At 59.4% G+C, this 17,642-nt stretch carries 19 protein-coding genes; 9 read left to right on the top strand and 10 right to left on the bottom strand.

Features of this window, described 5'->3' with window-relative positions; translation table 11 throughout:
- The first annotated feature begins 95 nt into the window (after positions 1 to 95).
- Both ACYBHZ_RS03025 and ACYBHZ_RS03020 read left to right on the top strand, forming a co-directional pair.
- Positions 96 to 869, top strand: coding sequence for an MlaA family lipoprotein (locus tag ACYBHZ_RS03025; protein WP_460272695.1), 774 nt, complete (start codon positions 96 to 98; stop codon positions 867 to 869).
- Positions 862 to 1,446 (top strand): MlaC/ttg2D family ABC transporter substrate-binding protein, encoded by a 585-nt coding sequence (locus ACYBHZ_RS03020; RefSeq protein ID WP_460272693.1) that lies wholly within the window; start codon positions 862 to 864, stop codon positions 1,444 to 1,446. Before ACYBHZ_RS03025 ends, ACYBHZ_RS03020 begins: the two co-directional genes overlap by 8 nt.
- Before the next feature lie 55 nt (positions 1,447 to 1,501).
- Here ACYBHZ_RS03020 and ACYBHZ_RS03015 read toward each other — a convergent pair whose 3' ends face one another.
- The gene (locus tag ACYBHZ_RS03015) at positions 1,502 to 3,697 is read right to left on the bottom strand and encodes a transglycosylase domain-containing protein (RefSeq protein ID WP_460272692.1); all 2,196 of its coding nucleotides are present in this window, start codon (positions 3,695 to 3,697) and stop codon (positions 1,502 to 1,504) included.
- Between the two features lie 291 nt (positions 3,698 to 3,988).
- On the opposite strand from ACYBHZ_RS03015, the gene ACYBHZ_RS03010 reads away from it, so the two are divergent.
- The 3 genes from ACYBHZ_RS03010 to ACYBHZ_RS03000 all read left to right on the top strand — a co-directional run bounded on the left by ACYBHZ_RS03010 (position 3,989) and on the right by ACYBHZ_RS03000 (position 6,582).
- Positions 3,989 to 4,327, top strand: coding sequence for a P-II family nitrogen regulator (locus ACYBHZ_RS03010; RefSeq protein WP_066708050.1), 339 nt, complete (start codon positions 3,989 to 3,991; stop codon positions 4,325 to 4,327).
- Positions 4,328 to 4,362: 35 nt separating this feature from the next.
- Entirely contained in the window at positions 4,363 to 5,697 is a 1,335-nt protein-coding gene (locus tag ACYBHZ_RS03005; protein WP_460272690.1) for an ammonium transporter, read from the top strand.
- 123 nt (positions 5,698 to 5,820) lie between these two features.
- Complete coding sequence (locus ACYBHZ_RS03000) at positions 5,821 to 6,582, top strand: hypothetical protein (protein WP_460272689.1); 762 nt, start codon at positions 5,821 to 5,823, stop codon at positions 6,580 to 6,582.
- A gap of 59 nt (positions 6,583 to 6,641) precedes the next feature.
- Here ACYBHZ_RS03000 and ACYBHZ_RS02995 read toward each other — a convergent pair whose 3' ends face one another.
- From ACYBHZ_RS02995 to smpB, 4 genes are all read right to left on the bottom strand, one after another.
- Positions 6,642 to 7,022: a rhodanese-like domain-containing protein gene (locus ACYBHZ_RS02995; protein WP_460272688.1), complete on the bottom strand. Its 381-nt coding sequence runs from the start codon at positions 7,020 to 7,022 to the stop codon at positions 6,642 to 6,644.
- 168 nt (positions 7,023 to 7,190) lie between these two features.
- Positions 7,191 to 8,375, bottom strand: a complete 1,185-nt coding sequence (locus ACYBHZ_RS02990) for an amino acid aminotransferase (protein ID WP_460272687.1) — start codon at positions 8,373 to 8,375, stop codon at positions 7,191 to 7,193.
- Positions 8,375 to 9,229 carry a 3-mercaptopyruvate sulfurtransferase gene (gene sseA / locus ACYBHZ_RS02985; protein ID WP_460272686.1) on the bottom strand — a complete coding sequence of 285 codons (855 nt, stop codon included), beginning with the start codon at positions 9,227 to 9,229 and terminating at the stop codon, positions 8,375 to 8,377. Before sseA ends, ACYBHZ_RS02990 begins: the two co-directional genes overlap by 1 nt.
- Before the next feature lie 132 nt (positions 9,230 to 9,361).
- On the bottom strand, positions 9,362 to 9,844 hold the full coding sequence (gene smpB / locus ACYBHZ_RS02980; protein ID WP_460272685.1) for an SsrA-binding protein SmpB: 483 nt from the start codon (positions 9,842 to 9,844) through the stop codon (positions 9,362 to 9,364).
- 94 nt (positions 9,845 to 9,938) lie between these two features.
- Here smpB and ACYBHZ_RS02975 point away from each other — a divergent pair, with 94 nt between their 5' ends.
- Positions 9,939 to 10,376 carry an ion channel gene (locus ACYBHZ_RS02975; RefSeq protein WP_460272684.1) on the top strand — a complete coding sequence of 146 codons (438 nt, stop codon included), beginning with the start codon at positions 9,939 to 9,941 and terminating at the stop codon, positions 10,374 to 10,376.
- Positions 10,377 to 10,446: 70 nt separating this feature from the next.
- Here ACYBHZ_RS02975 and dapA read toward each other — a convergent pair whose 3' ends face one another.
- Positions 10,447 to 11,319 carry a 4-hydroxy-tetrahydrodipicolinate synthase gene (gene dapA / locus ACYBHZ_RS02970; protein WP_460272683.1) on the bottom strand — a complete coding sequence of 291 codons (873 nt, stop codon included), beginning with the start codon at positions 11,317 to 11,319 and terminating at the stop codon, positions 10,447 to 10,449.
- A gap of 221 nt (positions 11,320 to 11,540) precedes the next feature.
- On the opposite strand from dapA, the gene ACYBHZ_RS02965 reads away from it, so the two are divergent.
- On the top strand, positions 11,541 to 13,460 hold the full coding sequence (locus ACYBHZ_RS02965; RefSeq protein ID WP_460272682.1) for a lytic transglycosylase domain-containing protein: 1,920 nt from the start codon (positions 11,541 to 11,543) through the stop codon (positions 13,458 to 13,460).
- Here the strand turns inward: ACYBHZ_RS02965 and ACYBHZ_RS02960 are convergent.
- Together ACYBHZ_RS02960 and mnmC2 are read right to left on the bottom strand one after the other, a co-directional pair.
- Positions 13,457 to 14,326: a DMT family transporter gene (locus tag ACYBHZ_RS02960; RefSeq protein ID WP_460272681.1), complete on the bottom strand. Its 870-nt coding sequence runs from the start codon at positions 14,324 to 14,326 to the stop codon at positions 13,457 to 13,459. The two genes, ACYBHZ_RS02965 and ACYBHZ_RS02960, sit on opposite strands and share 4 nt — an antisense overlap.
- Positions 14,323 to 14,991: a tRNA (5-methylaminomethyl-2-thiouridine)(34)-methyltransferase MnmC2 gene (gene mnmC2, locus ACYBHZ_RS02955; RefSeq protein WP_460272680.1), complete on the bottom strand. Its 669-nt coding sequence runs from the start codon at positions 14,989 to 14,991 to the stop codon at positions 14,323 to 14,325. The genes ACYBHZ_RS02960 and mnmC2 overlap by 4 nt, the downstream gene beginning before the upstream one ends.
- Positions 14,992 to 15,066: 75 nt before the next feature.
- Here mnmC2 and ACYBHZ_RS02950 point away from each other — a divergent pair, with 75 nt between their 5' ends.
- Together ACYBHZ_RS02950 and ACYBHZ_RS02945 are read left to right on the top strand one after the other, a co-directional pair.
- Entirely contained in the window at positions 15,067 to 16,107 is a 1,041-nt protein-coding gene (locus ACYBHZ_RS02950; protein WP_460273178.1) for an NAD(P)/FAD-dependent oxidoreductase, read from the top strand.
- Positions 16,104 to 16,496 (top strand): VOC family protein, encoded by a 393-nt coding sequence (locus ACYBHZ_RS02945; RefSeq protein ID WP_460272679.1) that lies wholly within the window; start codon positions 16,104 to 16,106, stop codon positions 16,494 to 16,496. The genes ACYBHZ_RS02950 and ACYBHZ_RS02945 overlap by 4 nt, the downstream gene beginning before the upstream one ends.
- Here ACYBHZ_RS02945 and ACYBHZ_RS02940 read toward each other — a convergent pair.
- Together ACYBHZ_RS02940 and cobO are read right to left on the bottom strand one after the other, a co-directional pair.
- A complete protein-coding gene (locus ACYBHZ_RS02940; RefSeq protein WP_460272678.1) occupies positions 16,482 to 17,024 on the bottom strand; it encodes an NADPH-dependent FMN reductase in 543 nt (180 codons plus the stop codon). The genes ACYBHZ_RS02945 and ACYBHZ_RS02940 overlap by 15 nt on opposite strands.
- Positions 17,024 to 17,638 carry a cob(I)yrinic acid a,c-diamide adenosyltransferase gene (gene cobO / locus ACYBHZ_RS02935; protein ID WP_460272677.1) on the bottom strand — a complete coding sequence of 205 codons (615 nt, stop codon included), beginning with the start codon at positions 17,636 to 17,638 and terminating at the stop codon, positions 17,024 to 17,026. Before cobO ends, ACYBHZ_RS02940 begins: the two co-directional genes overlap by 1 nt.
- Between the last annotated feature and the right edge of the window lie 4 nt (positions 17,639 to 17,642).

Here is a 17,642-nt window from a genome sequence, read left to right as displayed (position 1 = left end):
CAAGGCGTTAATATTGGGCTTTCATTCGTGTAACATTATCTGAGTACACAGTTCCGATCTGGCCCCCGTCCCGCACTGACCGAAAGTTCCTCGCCATGACGCTTGTTTCAAAATCCCGCTTCCTTCCCATGATGGCTGCACTCGCGCTGGCTGGCACCTTGGTGGGCTGTACGGCTGCCCCGCAAGCCGGTGGCATCAACGATCCTTATGAGGAGGTGAACCGGGGCTGGCATGACACCAATATCGCCTTGGATCGCACGGTGATTAAGCCTGTGTCGACGGCCTATGGTACTGTGGTGCCCAATCCGGTGCGCAAAGGGCTGACGAACGTCTCCGATACGTTGGGCATTCCGGGCACGGTCGTAAACGATGTGCTGCAACTGCGCTTGGGCGATGCTTTGCACAATACAGCCCGTTTCGCGGTGAATGCGACCGTTGGGATTGGCGGGTTGTTCGACCCGGCGACGGAGATGGGGCTTGAGGAACGCGATTCGGATTTCGGCGAGACGCTTTATACGTGGGGCGTGGGCGAGGGCGCTTATGTGGTGGTGCCTCTCTACGGACCCTCGACCGAGCGTGATGCGCTTGGACTGTTTGTCGATATGGCGCTTGATCCGGTCGGTAACCTGCTTGGGAATCCGGAGAAGAGCTACAATACGGGCTTGCAGGTCGCCGAACTGGCTGACACACGGTATCGTTATTCGGACCTCTACGAATCTGTCATGTATGACAGCGCAGACAGCTATGCTCAGGCGCGTCTCACCTATCTCGACAATCGCCGCTACACGCTCGGCACGCCGATCGTTGCGAGCGAAGAAGGTGCGTCTGACTCGGCAACCTATGACATCTACGAGGATTTCTATGAGTGACTTTGGACTTACACGTCGCACGGTTTTGACCGCTCTCGGGACGGCTTTGGTGCTGCCGCAAGCGGCTCTGGCCTTCTCCTCGGCACAGGCTGAGGCGCTGATCGACAAAGCCGTGGCGGATATCAACGGTATCATCAACTCGGGCAAGTCCGAGGCTGCGATGTATGCGGATTTCGAGAAGGTGCTGGTGCGCTATGCGGATATGCCGAATATCGCGCGCTCGGTCCTTGGCCCGCCAGCGCGCTCGGCCTCTCCGGCGCAACTCGGTGCGTTCACCAAGGCGTTCCAGACCTATGTCGCGCGCAAATACGGTTCGCGTTTCCGCGAGTTCATTGGCGGCAGAATTCAAGTCAACAGCACGCAGCAGATCAATTCGATCTATGAGGTGCGCTGCACGGCGATCCTAAAGGGCGAAGCGCCTTTCGATATTTCCTTCATTGTCCACGACAAGGCGGGCAAGTTTATTGATCTTCAGATCGAGGGGATTTCCTTGCTGAAATCCGAGCGCTCGGAAATCGGGGCGATGCTGGATAAGGCTGGTGGGTCGATCGACAAGCTGGCGGCTGCGCTGAGTTGATCTTCACCTACATTATGAATTGAAAAAACGCGCCCATGAGGCGCGTTTTTGCTGTTCAGTTCCCGTTTCCGAAAATCGCGCCGAGCAGGTCGAGCAACACGTTGTCGGCTTTATTGCTGCCGCGCTGCCCGTTGCCGTTGGCCATCTGCCCATTCACCGTCGGCGGGTTGGCCGGGCGGATCATCGGCAGCGGTTTGGCTTCAAGCCCGTCTTGAACCTGCGCCATCGTCCGTTGCCAGATTTCTGCCGGAAGGCCGCCACCCGTAACGCCGGAGAGCGGCGAGTTGTCATCATACCCCATCCAGACGCCCGCGACGTAATCGGCGGTGAAGCCCATGAACCACGCATCGCGTGCGGCCTGTGTGGTGCCGGTCTTGCCCGCGACTTCATAGCCGGGGATTTTGGCCCGTCCGCCGGTCCCGGATTGCACGGCATTATACATCATGTAGATCAGCTGTTGAGCGCTGTCTGGGGTGATGACCCGTTCGCCAAGCCCCCCTTCCTGACCCATGAGTGGGGTGGTGTCGCCTTTGAGACGCAGGGATTTCAAACCATAGGGTGACACCGATGAGCCGCCGTTCAGGATGCCGGCATAGGCCCCGGTCATTTCCAGAAGCGTCGTTTCGGAAACCCCGAGCGCCAGCGCCGGCCCCTGTGCCAGATCGGATTGGATGCCGAACATGGAAGCGACCGTGCGCACGTTTTCAAGGCCTGCATCGCGCGCCAGTTCAACGGCGGGGATGTTGTAGCTGTGCTTGAGCGCGTCGGTCAGTGTTACAGGACCGTGAAATTTACGGTCATAGTTCTGTGGAGACCACGGGCCGGAGCCGGGAATGTCGATTGTGATCGGCTCATCCATGATGGTGTCGTCATAGGACCAGCCCATATCCAAGGCTGTGGCGTAGACGAAGGGTTTGAAGCTCGATCCCGGTTGGCGTTTCGCCTGTGTCGCGCGGTTGAACGCGCCGGAGACCTTGAGCTTGCGTCCGCCGACCATGGCGCGCACAGCGCCGTCTGCGGACATGACCACGATGGCGGCCTGCGCTTTGGAACCTTCTTTGACCTTATTCTCGAAGATCCATGTCAGCGCCTCTTCCGCCGCTGCTTGGATGCGTGGATCGAAGGTGGTGTCGATCACCACGTCTTCGGTCGTGTCGCGGGTCAGGAAGTCCGGTCCTGCACCCATCACCCAGTCGGCGAAATAGCCACCGGCTTCCTTCTCGGCGGTTTCGGACAGCTCGGCGGGATGGGCCTTGGCGTAGTTGCGCTCATCGTCGGTGATGTAGCCTTGCTGGTTCATCAACATGAGCACGATCCCCGCCCGTTCCTGCGAGCGTTGCAGATTGTTGGTCGGTGCGTAGCGTGTGGGGGCCTGAAGCAGCCCTGCAAGCATGGCGGCTTCGGGAATGTTCACCTCTGCGGCGGATTTGCCGAAATAGCGCTGAGCTGCGGCCTCGAACCCGTTTGCCCCGGCACCGAGATAGGCGCGGTTCATGTAGATGGAGAGAATCTCGTTCTTGGAATATCGGGCCTCCATCGCCATGGCGAAGACCATTTCCTTGAGCTTGCGCGCAATCGTGGTCTCGCGGCAGTCGGCCTCGTATTCCGTCTGGTTTTTCCATTTCTTCGGATCATAGGGCACGCCGAGGCACAAGAGTTTCGCGGTTTGCTGCGTGAGCGTCGAGCCGCCGTGACCGGACAGGGGGCCGCGTCCTTCGGACAGGTTGATCTTAATCGCGGACGCGATGCCGCGTGGAGAGACCCCGAAGTGACGGTAGAACCGTTTGTCCTCGGTCGCGACGATCGCTTCTTTGAGATAGGGCGAAACCGTATCCGCGGTGATCTGTCCGCCGAACTGTTCTCCGCGCCAGGCAAACACCGATCCGTCGCGATCCAAAAGCGTCACGGAACCGCGTGCCCGCCCGTCAAGAAGCGAGTCATAGGGGGGCAGCGTCGAGTAAAGATAGAAGACCGCGATGCCTATGATGAGGGCAAGCGCCAAACCCGCACGCGAAAATGTGATCCAGAGCAATCGCCCGATCCAGCGCAGGAGAGCCCCGATGGTCCGTACCACCACGTTCGAAGACCGCTTGCGTGACCGCGCTGTTCGCGTTTTACGCGAGGACCGCGCGGCAGAGACCTTCTTTGGCGTTTTCGCCTTAGGCTTTGCCTTTTTTTTCTGGGGCTTCTGAGTTGTGGGATAGCGGCGATCGGCCACCAGCCGACGCTTTCCCCCGTTGTCTCCGGTCATCTCTATTGCTCGATCTTTGTCCGTTATTGTGGAGGGGAGTGTAGTGATTTGGGTGTTGGATGTTGAGGGGAAAGTTGCGGGGAGACGAGTCGCCCCAGTCGCTTTATTTTTAGCCTGTTTTTTAGGCTTCATGCACAAAATGTATATTTTTTGAGCAGCGCTGCCCGCAAATACCGCATGGCCCATGTGCGGCTTCCTTGTGAAGCAACTCTTAACATCGTTTTGCTGACCCCGTGGTTGTCCACGCGCTCAGCGTGCGATGACCGCCCGCTCAAACGGAAGGGGAAAAACGTGAAACTCATTATTGCTGCAATCAAGCCGTTCAAGCTTGAAGAAGTCCGCGAAGCACTCACCGGCATCGGTGTGCGCGGCATGATGGTGACGGAGATCAAGGGCTTTGGCTCTCAGTCCGGCCACACCGAAATCTACCGCGGCGCAGAATATGCCGTGAACTTCGTGCCGAAGGTGAAGCTTGAGATCGTTGTCGCCGATGCGATGGCTGATCAGGTCGTTGAGACCATCGCCACCACCGCCAAGACCGACAAGATCGGCGACGGCAAGATTTTTGTCCTCGACGTGGAAGGCGCAACGCGCGTCCGCACCGGCGAGACCAACGACGACGCGATCTAATCGCGCTTACCCGAAACGAAAGGGACTTGAGACAGATGAAACTCACCAAGCTCATTCCGGCCACTGCGCTCGCCACCGCGATGCCGCTTATGGCCTTTGCGCAAGACGCCGAAGTCGTCGCTGCCGCCGTTCCGACGGATTCCGTCTTTATTTTGAACACCCTGCTGTTCCTCGTGGGCGGCTTCCTCGTGTTCTTCATGGCTGCTGGTTTTGCCATGCTCGAAGCTGGCCTCGTGCGTTCCAAGAACGTTGCGATGCAGCTGACCAAAAACGTGGCTCTCTTCGGCCTCGCTTCCATCTTCTACTACCTGATCGGCTACAATCTGATGTATCCGCTCGGCACTTGGTCGGTGGACGGCATCCTCTCTGGCGTGTTCGGCCCGGGCGTGCTTGAAGCTGTTGGCGTGACCCCGGACGCAGTCGACGACTATGGCTATGCCTCCACCGGTTCGGACTTCTTCTTCCAGTTGATGTTCTGTGCTGCAACGGCATCCATCGTGTCCGGTACGCTTGCTGAGCGTATCAAACTGTGGCCGTTCCTGATCTTCACGATCGTCCTGACCTCCATCATCTACCCGATCTCCGCATCTTGGAAATGGGGCGGCGGTTTCCTCGACGAAGCTGGGTTCCTTGACTTCGCTGGTTCCACCGTTGTGCACTCCGTGGGCGGCTGGGCTGCTCTGGCTGGCGCTCTCATCCTCGGCCCGCGTATCGGCAAGTACAAAGACGGCAAAGTCACCGCTTTCCCGGGCTCCAACCTGCCGCTCGCAACGCTTGGTACGTTCATCCTGTGGCTCGGTTGGTTCGGCTTCAACGGCGGTTCTCAGCTTGCTATGGGCTCCGTGGGTGACGTGGCTGACGTGTCCCGTATCTTCTCCAACACCAACACCGCTGCTGCCGGTGGTGCGATCGCTGCTCTGATCGTGACCCAGCTGGTTTACGGCAAAGTGGACCTCACCATGGTGCTCAACGGCGCTCTGGCTGGCCTCGTCTCCATCACTGCTGAACCGCTCACCCCGACGCTGGGTGCGGCTACCCTCATCGGTATGGTCGGTGGCGTGATCGTGGTCTTCGCTGTGCCGTTCCTCGACAAGCTGAAAATCGATGACGTTGTTGGCGCGATCCCGGTCCACCTGATCTGCGGCATCTGGGGCACCATCGCTGTTGTCTTCACCAACTCTGACGCCACCATCGGCGCTCAGCTCTACGGCATCGTCGTTGTTGGTGTCTTCACCTTCGTGGTTTCCGCGATCGTCTGGTTCATCCTGAAAGCGATCATGGGCATCCGCGTCTCGGAAGAAGAAGAGATCATGGGCCTCGACAAAGCCGAGCTCGGCATGGAAGCCTATCCGGAGTTCTACAAAGGCTGATCCCTTCCTCAGTCTGAAAACAGGCCCGGGCGTGCGAACGCCCGGGTTTTTTTATGCCTAACCTTTTCTCAACCAAGATGAGTTACCCCTGTCCTGCCCCCTAACGATTTGTGAGGAGACGGGATGCGATGCGCGACATGGGTGACATGGGGGACGCTGATTTGCCTGCTCTGGCCCCTTACGGCCCTGTCTGAGCCTGCCTCCCTGTTGCGCCCCAGCGGGCAGGCGTGGGATTTCGAGCGGCAGCCGCTTGTGCTGCATTTACCAAAGCCTTTGACGGGGGCACTGAACGGGGCAGAGAGCCGTGGGCCGAGCCTGTTTGCAGGGCAGGCCGAGGGGAGTTTCTTCGAGCCGCTACCACCCCGACCAGAGGGTCGCCGTGCGCTTAGGGCGCTCAAAGGCACGCCGGAGTATATTCTGCGGATCCGAGAGATCATCGGTCGCGCGGAAAGTCCACGCGATGGGTATGATGCGGTTCAACATGGCGCGACACGACGTCCTGCGAAAAAGCCGTCGCAAATGTCCTTGGGAGAGATTTTCGCATGGATTGAGGCCTCTCCCGGCCAGCCCCATGCCATCGGTTATTATCAGTTCATCCCATCGACTTTGGCGCGCTTGGTGAATGAATTGGAATTGGGGCCGCAGGTGATCTTCACGCCTGCCGTTCAGGATCAGCTGGCCAATCTCTTGCTGGCGGATGCTGGGATTTTCGAATGGCGGCGAGGGGAGATGTCGCAACGGGCCTTCATGGCCAATCTCGCGAAAATCTGGGCCGGACTGCCCATGCCGTCGGGCAAGTCGCATTACCACGGCTATGCGGGGAATAAGGCGACGCTGACTTGGGCCGAGTTTGAGCGGGCCATGCCGGAACTGCGGCCCGGATAAAACAAAACGGGCGCAGAAGGTGCGCCCGTTCTTCGTGTCTCGGTCTCCAAACGGCAAGCTTACTGGGCGGCCACTTTTTTCGGGGCGCCGGTCGCCATGTCGGTGCCGGTGTAGGCTTTGCCAGCAGCTTTCCAAGCGCCAAAGCCGCCTTCCATATGTCCGACCGGGTTGATCCCTGCGGCGGCACAGGCCAGCGCGACCTTGCCGGAGCGAACGCCGGAGCCGCAATGGAAGATGATCCGTTTGCCTTCTTGCGACGGCAGCTTCGCGGCGGAGAAGAACGACAACGGCAAAAGAAGCGCGCCCTCGATATGCTCGAACGCATATTCTTGTGGGGTGCGGACATCGATCAGAGCAATTTCATTGGTGTTGAAGGCTTTCTCGACCTCATCAACGGTCCAGGTTTCGAAATTCAGGCCATCTACAGTTTCGGTTTTCATGGCGTTTCCTTTTGAGCGGTTTCGATCTCTATCGATCAGATATAGGCGAGCGATATGTATTTAAAACGCATCTCTGTATGACACGATGCGACATATTCAAATTATTATGTAAAATAATAAAAAAAGCGCGCCGAAGCGCGCTTTTGATGCTGTGAAAGCCCTTGAGGCTTATTTGCAGGTTTTCGCAATCGCCTCTGCCAGAAGCGGCACGGTCTCAGCGTTCAGGCCCGCGATGTTCATGCGGGAATCGCCGACCATGTAGATGCCGAAGTCCTCGCGCATTTTCAGAACCTCTTCCGGGGTCGCGCCGATGCGGGAGAACATGCCGCGGTGGCGGGCGACGAAGTCGAACCGGTCGGAGTTGGTTTGGCGTTTCAGCTCATCGGCCAGTTGCTGGCGCAGGCTCAACATGCCGAGACGCACTTCTTCCAGTTCTGCCATCCAGTCGGCTTTGAGCGCTTCGTCGGTCAGGATCATCGTGACCAGACGTGCGCCGTGATCCGGCGGGAAGGAGTAGTTCTGGCGGTTCAGGTAGTTGAGCGTGCCTTGCGTCACCGGGGTCTGCTCGGCTTTCTCGGAGATCGCCATGAGGCAGCCGGTGCGCTCACGGTAAATGCCGAAGTTTTTCGAGCAGGAAGATGCAATCAGCAGTTCCGGCAGTTTGGACGCGAGAAGGCGCGTTGCTGCCGCGTCTTCTTCAAGCCCGTCGCCAAAGCCCTGATAGGCGATGTCCACAAGTGCGGTCGCGCCTTTCTCAGCGATGAGATCGGCCACGAGACCGTATTGCTCCAGCGTCAGGTTCGCGCCGGTCGGGTTGTGGCAGCAGCCGTGCAACAACACCACATCGCCCGCTTTCACGGCCTTGAGGCTTTCCATCATCGCGTCGAAATCGACGGTGCAGGTTTCAGCGTCGAAATAACGGTATTCGGCGTGGTTCAGGCCCATGAACTTGATGATCGACACGTGGTTCGGCCAGGTCGGATCAGAGGTCCAGACGGTCGTTTCCGGATCGACAAGCTTGGCAAGCTCAAGCGCCTGACGTACGGCGCCGGTGCCGCCCGGCGTTGCAATCGCACCGACGCGGGCGTGATCGACAGAATCGCCGAGGACGAGCGTTTTGATCGCCGCACCAAAGGCCGGATCGCCGGAGAGGGCGGTGTATTTCTTGGTGGTCTCTTCTTCCCACAGCTGCTTTTCGGCGGCTTTGATCGCCCGCATCACGGGGGTTTCGCCATCGGCATTCTTGTAGATGCCGACGCCGAGGTCGATCTTGGTCTCGCGCGGATCTTCGCGGTAGAACTGCATCAGTTGAAGGATTTTATCCGCGGGTTGCGGTTTGAGAGTGCTCAGCATTACGCGTCTCCAGTTGCGACCTTCAGGTCACCGTACATGCCCCATTCCGCCCAGGAACCGTCATAGAGCGAGAAAGGCACGCCAAGACGGGTGAGCGCGAGGCCCAGAATGGCGGCGGTCGCCCCCGACCCGCAGGTGGTGATCGCCGGTTTCGTGAGATCGACGCCTGCGCCTTCGAAAACGCGGCGCAGCTCGTCGTTGGATTTCAAAGTGCCATCGGGGTGCAAGACCTCGCCGAAGGGCACGTTGCGGGAATTCGGAATATGACCTGAGGCCAGACCCGGACGCGGTTCGGGAACCTCGCCTTTGAACCGGGCTGACGACCGAGCGTCGATGATCACATAGTCGCCCAGCTTTGAAGAGGCGGCGACCTGTGTCACGTCGCGCACAAGCTCGGGGCGGGTTTCGACGACCATGTGACGGTCACGGATAACCGCCGGAATGTCGGTGACGGGACGGCCCTCGGACTTCCATTTCGGCAGGCCGCCGTCGAGAACGGCAACATTTTCCTGACCGAAATATTTGAACATCCACCAGACACGGGGCGCGGAGAAGATGCCGGCGGAGTCATAGACCACCACCTGATGTCCGTCGCCAATGCCAAGCGCACGCATGCGGGACATGAATTTTTCGACGGGCGGCAACATATGGGGCAGATCGCTGCGCAGATCGGCCACTTCGTCGATATCGACGAAACGGGCGCCGGGGATATGTTCGCGTTCATATTCCGCACGGCAATCGCGATTGTCGGCGGGCATGTACCAGCTGGCATCAATAAGACGAAGCTCCGGCGCCTTGAGATTCTCGGCAAGCCAGGCGGTGGACACCAGTGTTTTCGGATCGCTCTCGGGCATGTGACCTCTTTCGGTCCTGAAGACAGTCGTTCCTGCCTTAGCCGCACTGGCGCAGGCGTGCAAGCGATCCGGTGGGCACAGGCGGGTTGCGGCGAAACAAAAACTGCGTGCGGGGCCGCAATTTGCGCGGGTTCAGCCGCCGTGGCGCAGAAGCCGCTGTTTCTGGCGGCCCCAATCGCGTTTCGCCTCGGTCTCGCGTTTGTCGACGTTTTTCTTACCCTTGGCGATGCCGAGTTTGATCTTCACGCGGCCCTTATGGTTGAAATACATCACCAGCGGGACAAGCGTCATGCCCTGACGACCGGTCGCCTGCCAAAGCCGCGCCAGTTCGCGCCGGGAGACCAAAAGCTTGCGTTTGCGCCGCTCTTCATGCGGGAACATCGCTTGCTCATAGGGCGCGATATAGGCGTTCGTCAGCCACAATTCGCCGTCATCGACGGAGGCGTAGCTTTCCGCGATATTCGATTGCCCGGTGCGCAGGGATTTGACCTCGGAGCCGGAAAGCACGATCCCGCATTCTATGTCATCCTCGATGGCATAGTCATAACGGGCGCGCCTGTTCTCGGCGATCACCTTGTAGTTCTTTTCTTCGGGCGTCTGTTTTTTCTTGGCCATAGTGGACAGTCAGATAGGCGTTCGAAGACGATCTGTCCACTGGTCGGGGCGTGTGAAATCTGCCAAAACGCATTCGAACTTATCCGGAGCCCCTATGTTTTTGCAGATTTTCGTCGGATCGGTCGTCATCCTGTTGTCGGTCTTCGTGGCCGCTCTGGGATTTCTGGTGCTCGAACTGCTCCTGCAAAAAGCGCATAACTGGCTGATCCGGGAGCCCCATACGCCAAAACTGGCCTTTGTGCTGTTCGGAGCGGTGATCGCGGTGCTCTGGATGATTACGGCGGGCGTCTGGATTTGGGCCATCGCCTTTCGACTTCTGGACTTGTTTACCAGCTTTGAAGAATCTCTGTATTTCGCCCTCGTCGCATTCACCACGCTGGGCTTTGGCGATCTCTTGTTGCCAGAGGCGTGGCGGCTTTTGGGCGGTTTTGCTGCGACCAACGGGCTGCTCAACATTGGCATGATGACCGCGCTTCTGATGGAAGTGCTTCGTCATGTGCGCCGCAATCAGTTGGAAAGTCGGAATCGATAATGGCGTGCCGTGAAACGCATGAAAAAAAGGGGCCTGCGAGGCCCCTTTCCATATGGTCATGTGTTTAGGCTCAGAGCAGCCCGGCGTGTTCCATCGCAGCTTTGATCGCCGCCTTGGTCTCATCGGAGAGCGGGGTGAGCGGCAGGCGTACCTCGTCGGAGCACAGCCCCAGAAGCGACATCGCGTATTTCGCGCCGCAAACGCCCGGTTCAAGGAAGATCGCGATATGCAGGGGCATCAGCTTGTCGGTGATCTCAAGCGCTTTCGCATAATCGCCCGCTTGCGTGGCTGCCTGCATCTCGGCGCAGAGTTTCGGTGCGACGTTGGCGGTCACAGAAATGCAGCCCACCCCGCCATGCGCGTTGAAGCCCAGAGCCGTCGCGTCTTCGCCGGACAGTTGGCAGAACTCCGGCCCGCAAGCGATCCGGGTTTTCGGCACGCGGGACAGGTCGCCCGTTGCGTCTTTGACGCCGACGATGCGCGGCAGTTTCGAAAGCTCCGCCATGGTCGCGACCGACATGTCGATCACGGAACGGCCCGGAATGTTGTAGATCACGATCGGCAGCTCAGCGGCGTCATGCATCGCAGTGAAATGCGCGACGAGACCTTTCTGAGTCGGTTTGTTGTAATAGGGCGTCACCACGAGAGCGGCGTCCGCGCCGACTTTGGCGGCATGTTTGATCAGGCCAAGACCTTCGGCGGTGTTGTTCGAACCAGCGCCCGCGATCACCGGCACACGGCCTGCGGCGGTTTCGACGACGATCTCGATCACCTTTTGGTGCTCGGCATGCGACAGGGTCGGGGATTCGCCGGTGGTGCCGACGGGGACGATGCCGCTGGAGCCCTGCTCGATATGCCATTCGACAAGGTGTTTGAGCGTATCGACATCCAGTTCGCCGTTCTTAAACGGCGTCACCAGTGCAGGAATGGATCCTTTGAACATCGTACGCTCCTTTTTCGCATGTGAGGGGCCCGAGACATCCTTGCCCGAGTCGCCCGTGAAAGTTCCGGCGGAAACTAGCCGCCTTCGCGGCGGTTCACAAGAATCTGTGTTGTTGTCTTTTGCGCAGCCGTTCATCTTTGGGTAAAACCCGAGCCGACAGACTTCAAATCACAGCATAAACTCCCGAAGGTTCAGCTCCGATCATGTTCCAAAAGTCCGCCATGAAGACGGCCTATGCAGTTCTGCTTGCAGCGTTTTCCGCATTTTCCGCAAGCGCCTCTCCGGACTCGGAGGCCTTGGAGCGCGCCTATGATGCGAGAGCGCAGGGAGACTGGTCCTTGGCGCGCCAAGAAGCGCGGGGGCTGGGGCGTGACATTATCGATTGGCATTACTTGCGCGCGGGGCGCGGCTCTTTTGCGGAGTATCGCGATTTTCTCAAACGCAATCCGGATTGGCCGGGGCTGCCCCTTTTGGCTGAGAAGGGCGAAGCGGCGCTCCCCGATAACGCCGATCCGAACGTGGTGATCGACTATCTCACAGCCTATCCGCCGCAGACCGGCGAAGGGGCTCTGCACCTCATTGCTGCTTATGAAGCGAAAGGTCTTTCGGGTGATGCGCAGGCGGAAGCCGTTCTGACGTGGAACACTTTGGCGCTGACGCCGGCAGAGGAGCAAACGCTTCTGGGCCGCTACAGCAAGATCCTGAACTCCTCCCATGTTGCACGCGCCGAGATGCTGATGTGGCGCGATCGGTTCAACGATGCCGAGCGGTTGCTGCCCTATCTGCCCTCAGGGTGGGACAAGCTGATCGCGGCGACCGCAGCGCTTGTCCGTGATGAAAACGGTGTGGACACGGCCATTGCCGCCGTGCCGGAGGCGCTCGCGGATCATCCGGTTCTGGCCCATGCCCGTTTCGAATGGCGCGTGCGGCGCGGGCGCAATGACGACGCCATTACCTTGTTGTTGCAACAGTCTACGGCAGAGGGGCTTGGACAACCGGAAGCATGGGGTGATCGCCGCCGCATGCTGGCGCGCCAAATGATGCGCGACGGCAAGGAGCAGATTGCCTATGCGATTGCCTCTCGTCACGGATTGACCCCGGATCAGGATCACTACGCCGATCTCGAATGGATCGCGGGCTATGTCGCGCTGCGCTATCTCGATCAACCGGGTAAGGCGCTGGACCATTTCAATCGTTTCCGCATGGCCGTGAGCACGCCGATCTCCTTGGGACGGGCTGGCTACTGGGAAGGTCGGGCGCTTGAATCCTTGGGCGCACGTGACGACGCAGCGGCGGCTTATGCGTTCGGCGCGCAGTTCCAGACCTCGTTCTACGGGCTGCTGTCGGCCGAAAAAATCGGACGCGATCTCGATCCCGCGCTGACCGGGGAATTGCGCTTTGCCGATTACAAACAGGCCGGGTTCATGGGCTCCTCCGTGCTTAAAGCTGCCTTGCTGCTTAATGAGGCCGGAGAGAAACCGTTGGCGGCACGTTTTCTGCGCCATTTGGGCGAAAGCCTGACGCCGCAAGAGCTTGGCCAGCTCGGCGATCTGGCGCTTGATCTCGATCCCTATCTGGCGGTGCTGGTTGCGAAATTCGCTGCCGATCAGGGCATCGTTTTGAACCGGGCCTATTACCCGTTGCATGATCTCGCCAAGGCGGACCTTCCGGTCGAGGCGGAGTTGGCGATGTCGATTGCCCGCCGCGAAAGCGAATTCTACCCGATGGCGCAGTCGCATGTCGGTGCGCGTGGCCTGATGCAGCTTATGCCGCGGACCGGAGCGGCGATGGCGGAAAAACTCGGGATCAGCGGTTATTCGGACAGCCAGCTTTTCGACCCGATCACCAATGCACGTCTTGGTTCGGCCTACCTCGCGCAGCTTGAGGAAGAGTTCGGCAACAATGTCATGCTGATCGCTGTGGGATATAACGCCGGGCCGAGCCGGGCCCGCGATTGGATCACCCGATACGGTGATCCGCGGTCCGGCAAGGTCGATCCGGTCGATTGGGTCGAGCACCTGCCGTTTCGCGAGACGCGCAACTACGTGATGCGCGTCGCTGAAAGCCTCCCGGTCTACCGCGCCCGTTTGCATGGCGATACCGGTCCGGTTCATCTGTCGAAGGAACTTGCTGCCCGTTAACCGGCTTTTACCTGACGTGCGCGCAAGAAGGTGAACACCCCTGCCGTCACCACGATGGCGGCGCCGATGACGACATTGCTTCTGATGACGTCACCAAAGACGAGCAGGCCGAGCACTGCGGAAAACGGCAGTTGAAGATAGGCGAAAGGTTGGATCGCCGAAGCTTCCGAAATCTCGTAGGCCTTGATCAGCAGATAATGCGACGTGATTGAGGTGATGCAGAGCAATCCCATCCAGAGCCAGTCTGTGGGCAGCATGGGCTCCCAGTACCAAATGCCGATAAGTGTCGTGAGGACTGCGCCGGCGAGGCCGGTATAGACAAAGGTGACATCTGCACTGTCGAAACGGGCGACATATCGGTTGAGCAACCCATAAAGCGCGAAGCAGGTCGCTGCGGCGAGCGGGAAAATCGCGTTGAGAGAGAATATGCCGCTTCCCGGTTGAATAATGATCATCACGCCGACAAAGCCGACCGCCACGGACAGCCAACGCCGCCAGCCGATCCGCTCGCCCAGCACAGGCCCGGACAGGGCGGTGATCAGAAGCGGATAGGCGGCGAAAATTGCGGGTGCATCGACAAGCCCCATATAGACGAAACCGGTCACCATAATGAGCACTTCAACTGCCAAAAGTGCCCCCCGAAAGAACTGGAGGCGCGGCCGGGCGGAGCGCAGCACCGAGGACAATTTTCCTTTGCGTATGGCGAGGATTAAGACAAACAGCGCAAAGACCCAATAGCGGATCATGACGATCATAAAGACATTGTAAGCGCCGGCGAGATGCCGGGAAATGCCATCTTGCATCGAGAAGATGAACGTCGTGGCGATCATCAGCCAGATGCCGAGCGCGGGGTTTTGTTTTGTCATGTTTTGAGGCCTCGGCTCATGTGGCGCTTGCGGCCAAATCCGGGGATGCGTTCGACCGAGAAACCCGCATCGGTGAGTTTCTGACGCACATGGCCTGCGGCGGTATAGGTCGCGAAAGTGCCGCTCTGTGCGGTATGGCGGCCAACCTCAAGCATCAGGTCTTCGCCCCAAAGCTCGGGGTTTTTCGCGGGAGAGAACCCGTCGAGGAACCACGCATCAGCCTCACCGTCCCAAGCCGCAAGCGTTTCGCGCGCGTCGCCGATTTTGACCTCGACCTCGATCTGCCCAAGGCGGAAGGCGCGTTTGCCCTCTGCCCATGCCTTGAGAAACGGCTCAGCAATGGCTGCCGCTTCGGGGAAGGCTTCGAGTGCGGTGGCAATGTCGGCGGTCTGCATCGGGAAAGCCTCGAAAGAGGTGAACCGGACGATGCCCGGTCCCTGCCAGATCAGAGCCAAAGCGAGCATGTTCAATCCGGTGCCAAAGCCCAGTTCGGCCACATGAAACCCGTCATGGAGCCGCGCGGGAAGATCATTCCCCGAAAGGAAAACATGTCGCGTTTCCTCCAGCCCGTTGCCGAGCGAGAAATAGGGATCGTCAAACTGGCTGGACACGGGGATTTTCCCGTCGCGCCATTCGATCCGGGCGGTTGTCTGGTCGTTGGTCATGAGATGTCTTAAGAGAGGGCGAGTTTGGCAGACAATGCTTTGGGCGTTGGTCTCTTGCAACGGGTAAAATCGCAGATGGGCAGAGCGGAAATTACGATCTATGGCGCCGGGGCTTTTGGCCTGTCTTGTGGCTATGAAGCTGCAAAGCGCGGTGCGAAAGTGCGGGTGATCGATCCTTACGGCGTTGGGCATGGCTCGTCTGGAGGCGTGGTTGGGGCGCTGGCCCCGCACACTCCTGAGCGGTGGAACTCCAAGAAGGAGTTCCAGTTTCAAAGCCTGATCATGGCCCGCACCCATTGGCCGGAAGTCGAGGCGACCGGAGGTGTCTCTTCTGGGTACGGCAATCTGGGGCGCGTGCAGGCCGTCAAAGATGAACGCCAATTGCAGCTCGCCCGCGAGCGCGAAGGGCAAGCGAAAGAGTTATGGCAAGGCAAGGCCGAGTGGCGTGTGGTGACGCAAGGCGAAACCGGCTATTGGGCGCCGATCAGCCCGACGGGCTATCTGATCCACGACACTTTGTCGGCGCGGCTCAACCCGTGGCGCGCTTGCCAGTCGCTTGCTGCCGCGATCGAGGCGCTGGGCGGTGAGGTTGTGAGTGAAGGGGCAGAAGAGGGCGCGGTGATCCACGCCTCTGGTTGGTGGGGGCTGAAGTCCCTCAACGCGGCCTTTGGCAAAGAGGTTGGAAATGGCGTGAAGGGACAGGCGATCTTGCTTGATCTCTCCCTTCCTGAAGCACCGCAGCTTTATGGTGAGAGCCTGCACGTTATCCCACATGCCGATGGCACCACGGCGATTGGCTCGACGTCTGAGCGCGAGTTCGACAGTCCCGACACCACGGATGAGCAGGCCGACGCGCTTCTGGCGCGGGCTCGCGAGGCCGTGCCTGCCCTACGCGAAGCGAAAGAGATACGCCGCTGGGCCGGGGTGCGTCCGCGCGCCAAATCCCGTGCGCCGATGCTGGGCGCTTGGCCGGATCGTGCCGGGCATTTCATCGCGAACGGCGGGTTCAAGATCGGCTACGGCATGGCGCCGCTGGCGGCGAAAGTTTTGGTTGATCTGGTGCTTGAGGCGCGCGACGCTGTCCCGGAAGAGTTCCGCGTGGAGGCGAGTCTATGAAAGTGACCTCTCTCGATCACCTCGTGCTGACCGTGGCCGACATCCCGGCGACGGTGGCGTTTTACTCCGAGGCCTTGGGCATGGTGGCCGAAGAGTTTCACCCGTCCGACGGCACCACGCGCCATGCGTTGCGCTTTGGTGTGCAGAAGATCAATCTGCATCAGGCGGGCATGGAATTCGAACCGAAAGCTGCTCATGTACAGGCCGGGTCCGGCGATCTGTGCTTTCTGACCGATATGCCCATTGCCGACTGGATGCGTCATCTTGCGGACAAGGGCATCGCGGTCGAAGAAGGCCCAGTCAGCCGCACGGGCGCAACCGGGCCTTTGCTGTCGATCTATCTGCGTGATCCAGACGGCAATTTGGTCGAAGTTTCAAACCGGCTTTGAGGCCACGTCCCGCAAGGAGGTCATCAGCTTTTCAAGCCCGGCCACAGTGCGCTCGTTGATCAGCCGCCCCTGATCGTCGAAAGCATTGGAACTATCCGCGACCAGAACCTCCGGCGCTTGCAACAGATGCGCGTTGAATGGCGTCATCGCCCAACGCAGCGAGTATTGCGAGCGCTCGCCGCCGGCGCGCCCCGCAGCGGCTGACATGATCGCGACAGGTTTGTGCTCCCATGGTTTCACGCCTGTCCGGCTGATCCAGTCCAGCGCGTTTTTAAGAAGCCCCGGAATCATCTTGTTATATTCGGGCGTGGAGATCACCACCGCATCGGCGTCGCGGATTTGCTCCGCCAAGGTCATGACTTCGGCCGGAATGCCCTCCGCTTCGAGATCGGCGTCGTAGAGCGGCAGGCGCAGATTGGCCTCGGTGAAGTCGCAGGGACCAAAGAGCCGCACGGCTTCATGCATGAGTTTCGTATTGGTGGAGGCGGCACGCAGCGCACCGGACATGCCGAGAAGCTTGAGCGTCATCAGAATTCCACCCCTTGCTGCGCCTTCACGCCGGAGCGGAAGGGATGTTTCACCAATTCCATTTCTGTCACCAGATCGGCGATTTCGATGATTTCGTCTTTCGCGTTCCGCCCGGTGAGCACCACATGGGTCAGCGGCGGTTTCTCGGTGGTCAGGAAGGTCACCACGTCTTTCACGTCGATATAGTCATAGCGCAGCGCGATATTGATCTCGTCCAGAAGCACCATGCGGTTTTCCGGATCGCGGATCAGCTCCTTGGCCTTTTCCCATGCGGCCTGTGCCATTTCGATGTCGCGGGCCTTGTCCTGTGTCTCCCAGGTAAAACCCTCGCCCATCGTGTAGAACTGGCAGATGTCCGAGAAATGTTCTGTGATCAGATCACGTTCGCCGCAGTCCATGCCGCCCTTGATGAACTGCACCACGGCAGAGGGCATCTGATGCGAAATGCAGCGGAAAATCATTCCGAAAGCCGCCGAGCTTTTGCCCTTGCCCTTGCCGGTATGGACGATGATCAGGCCTTTCTGATCGGTCTTGGTGGCCATGATCTTGTCGCGGGCGGCCTTTTTCTTGGCCATTTTTGCGGCGTGGCGTTCAAGGTCGTTCTGGTCTGACATATAT

The organism is Celeribacter sp. ULVN23_4 (genome assembly GCF_054788345.1).
The sequence above is the reverse complement of the archived record's forward strand: the minus strand, read 5'-3'. Positions and strand labels throughout refer to the sequence as shown.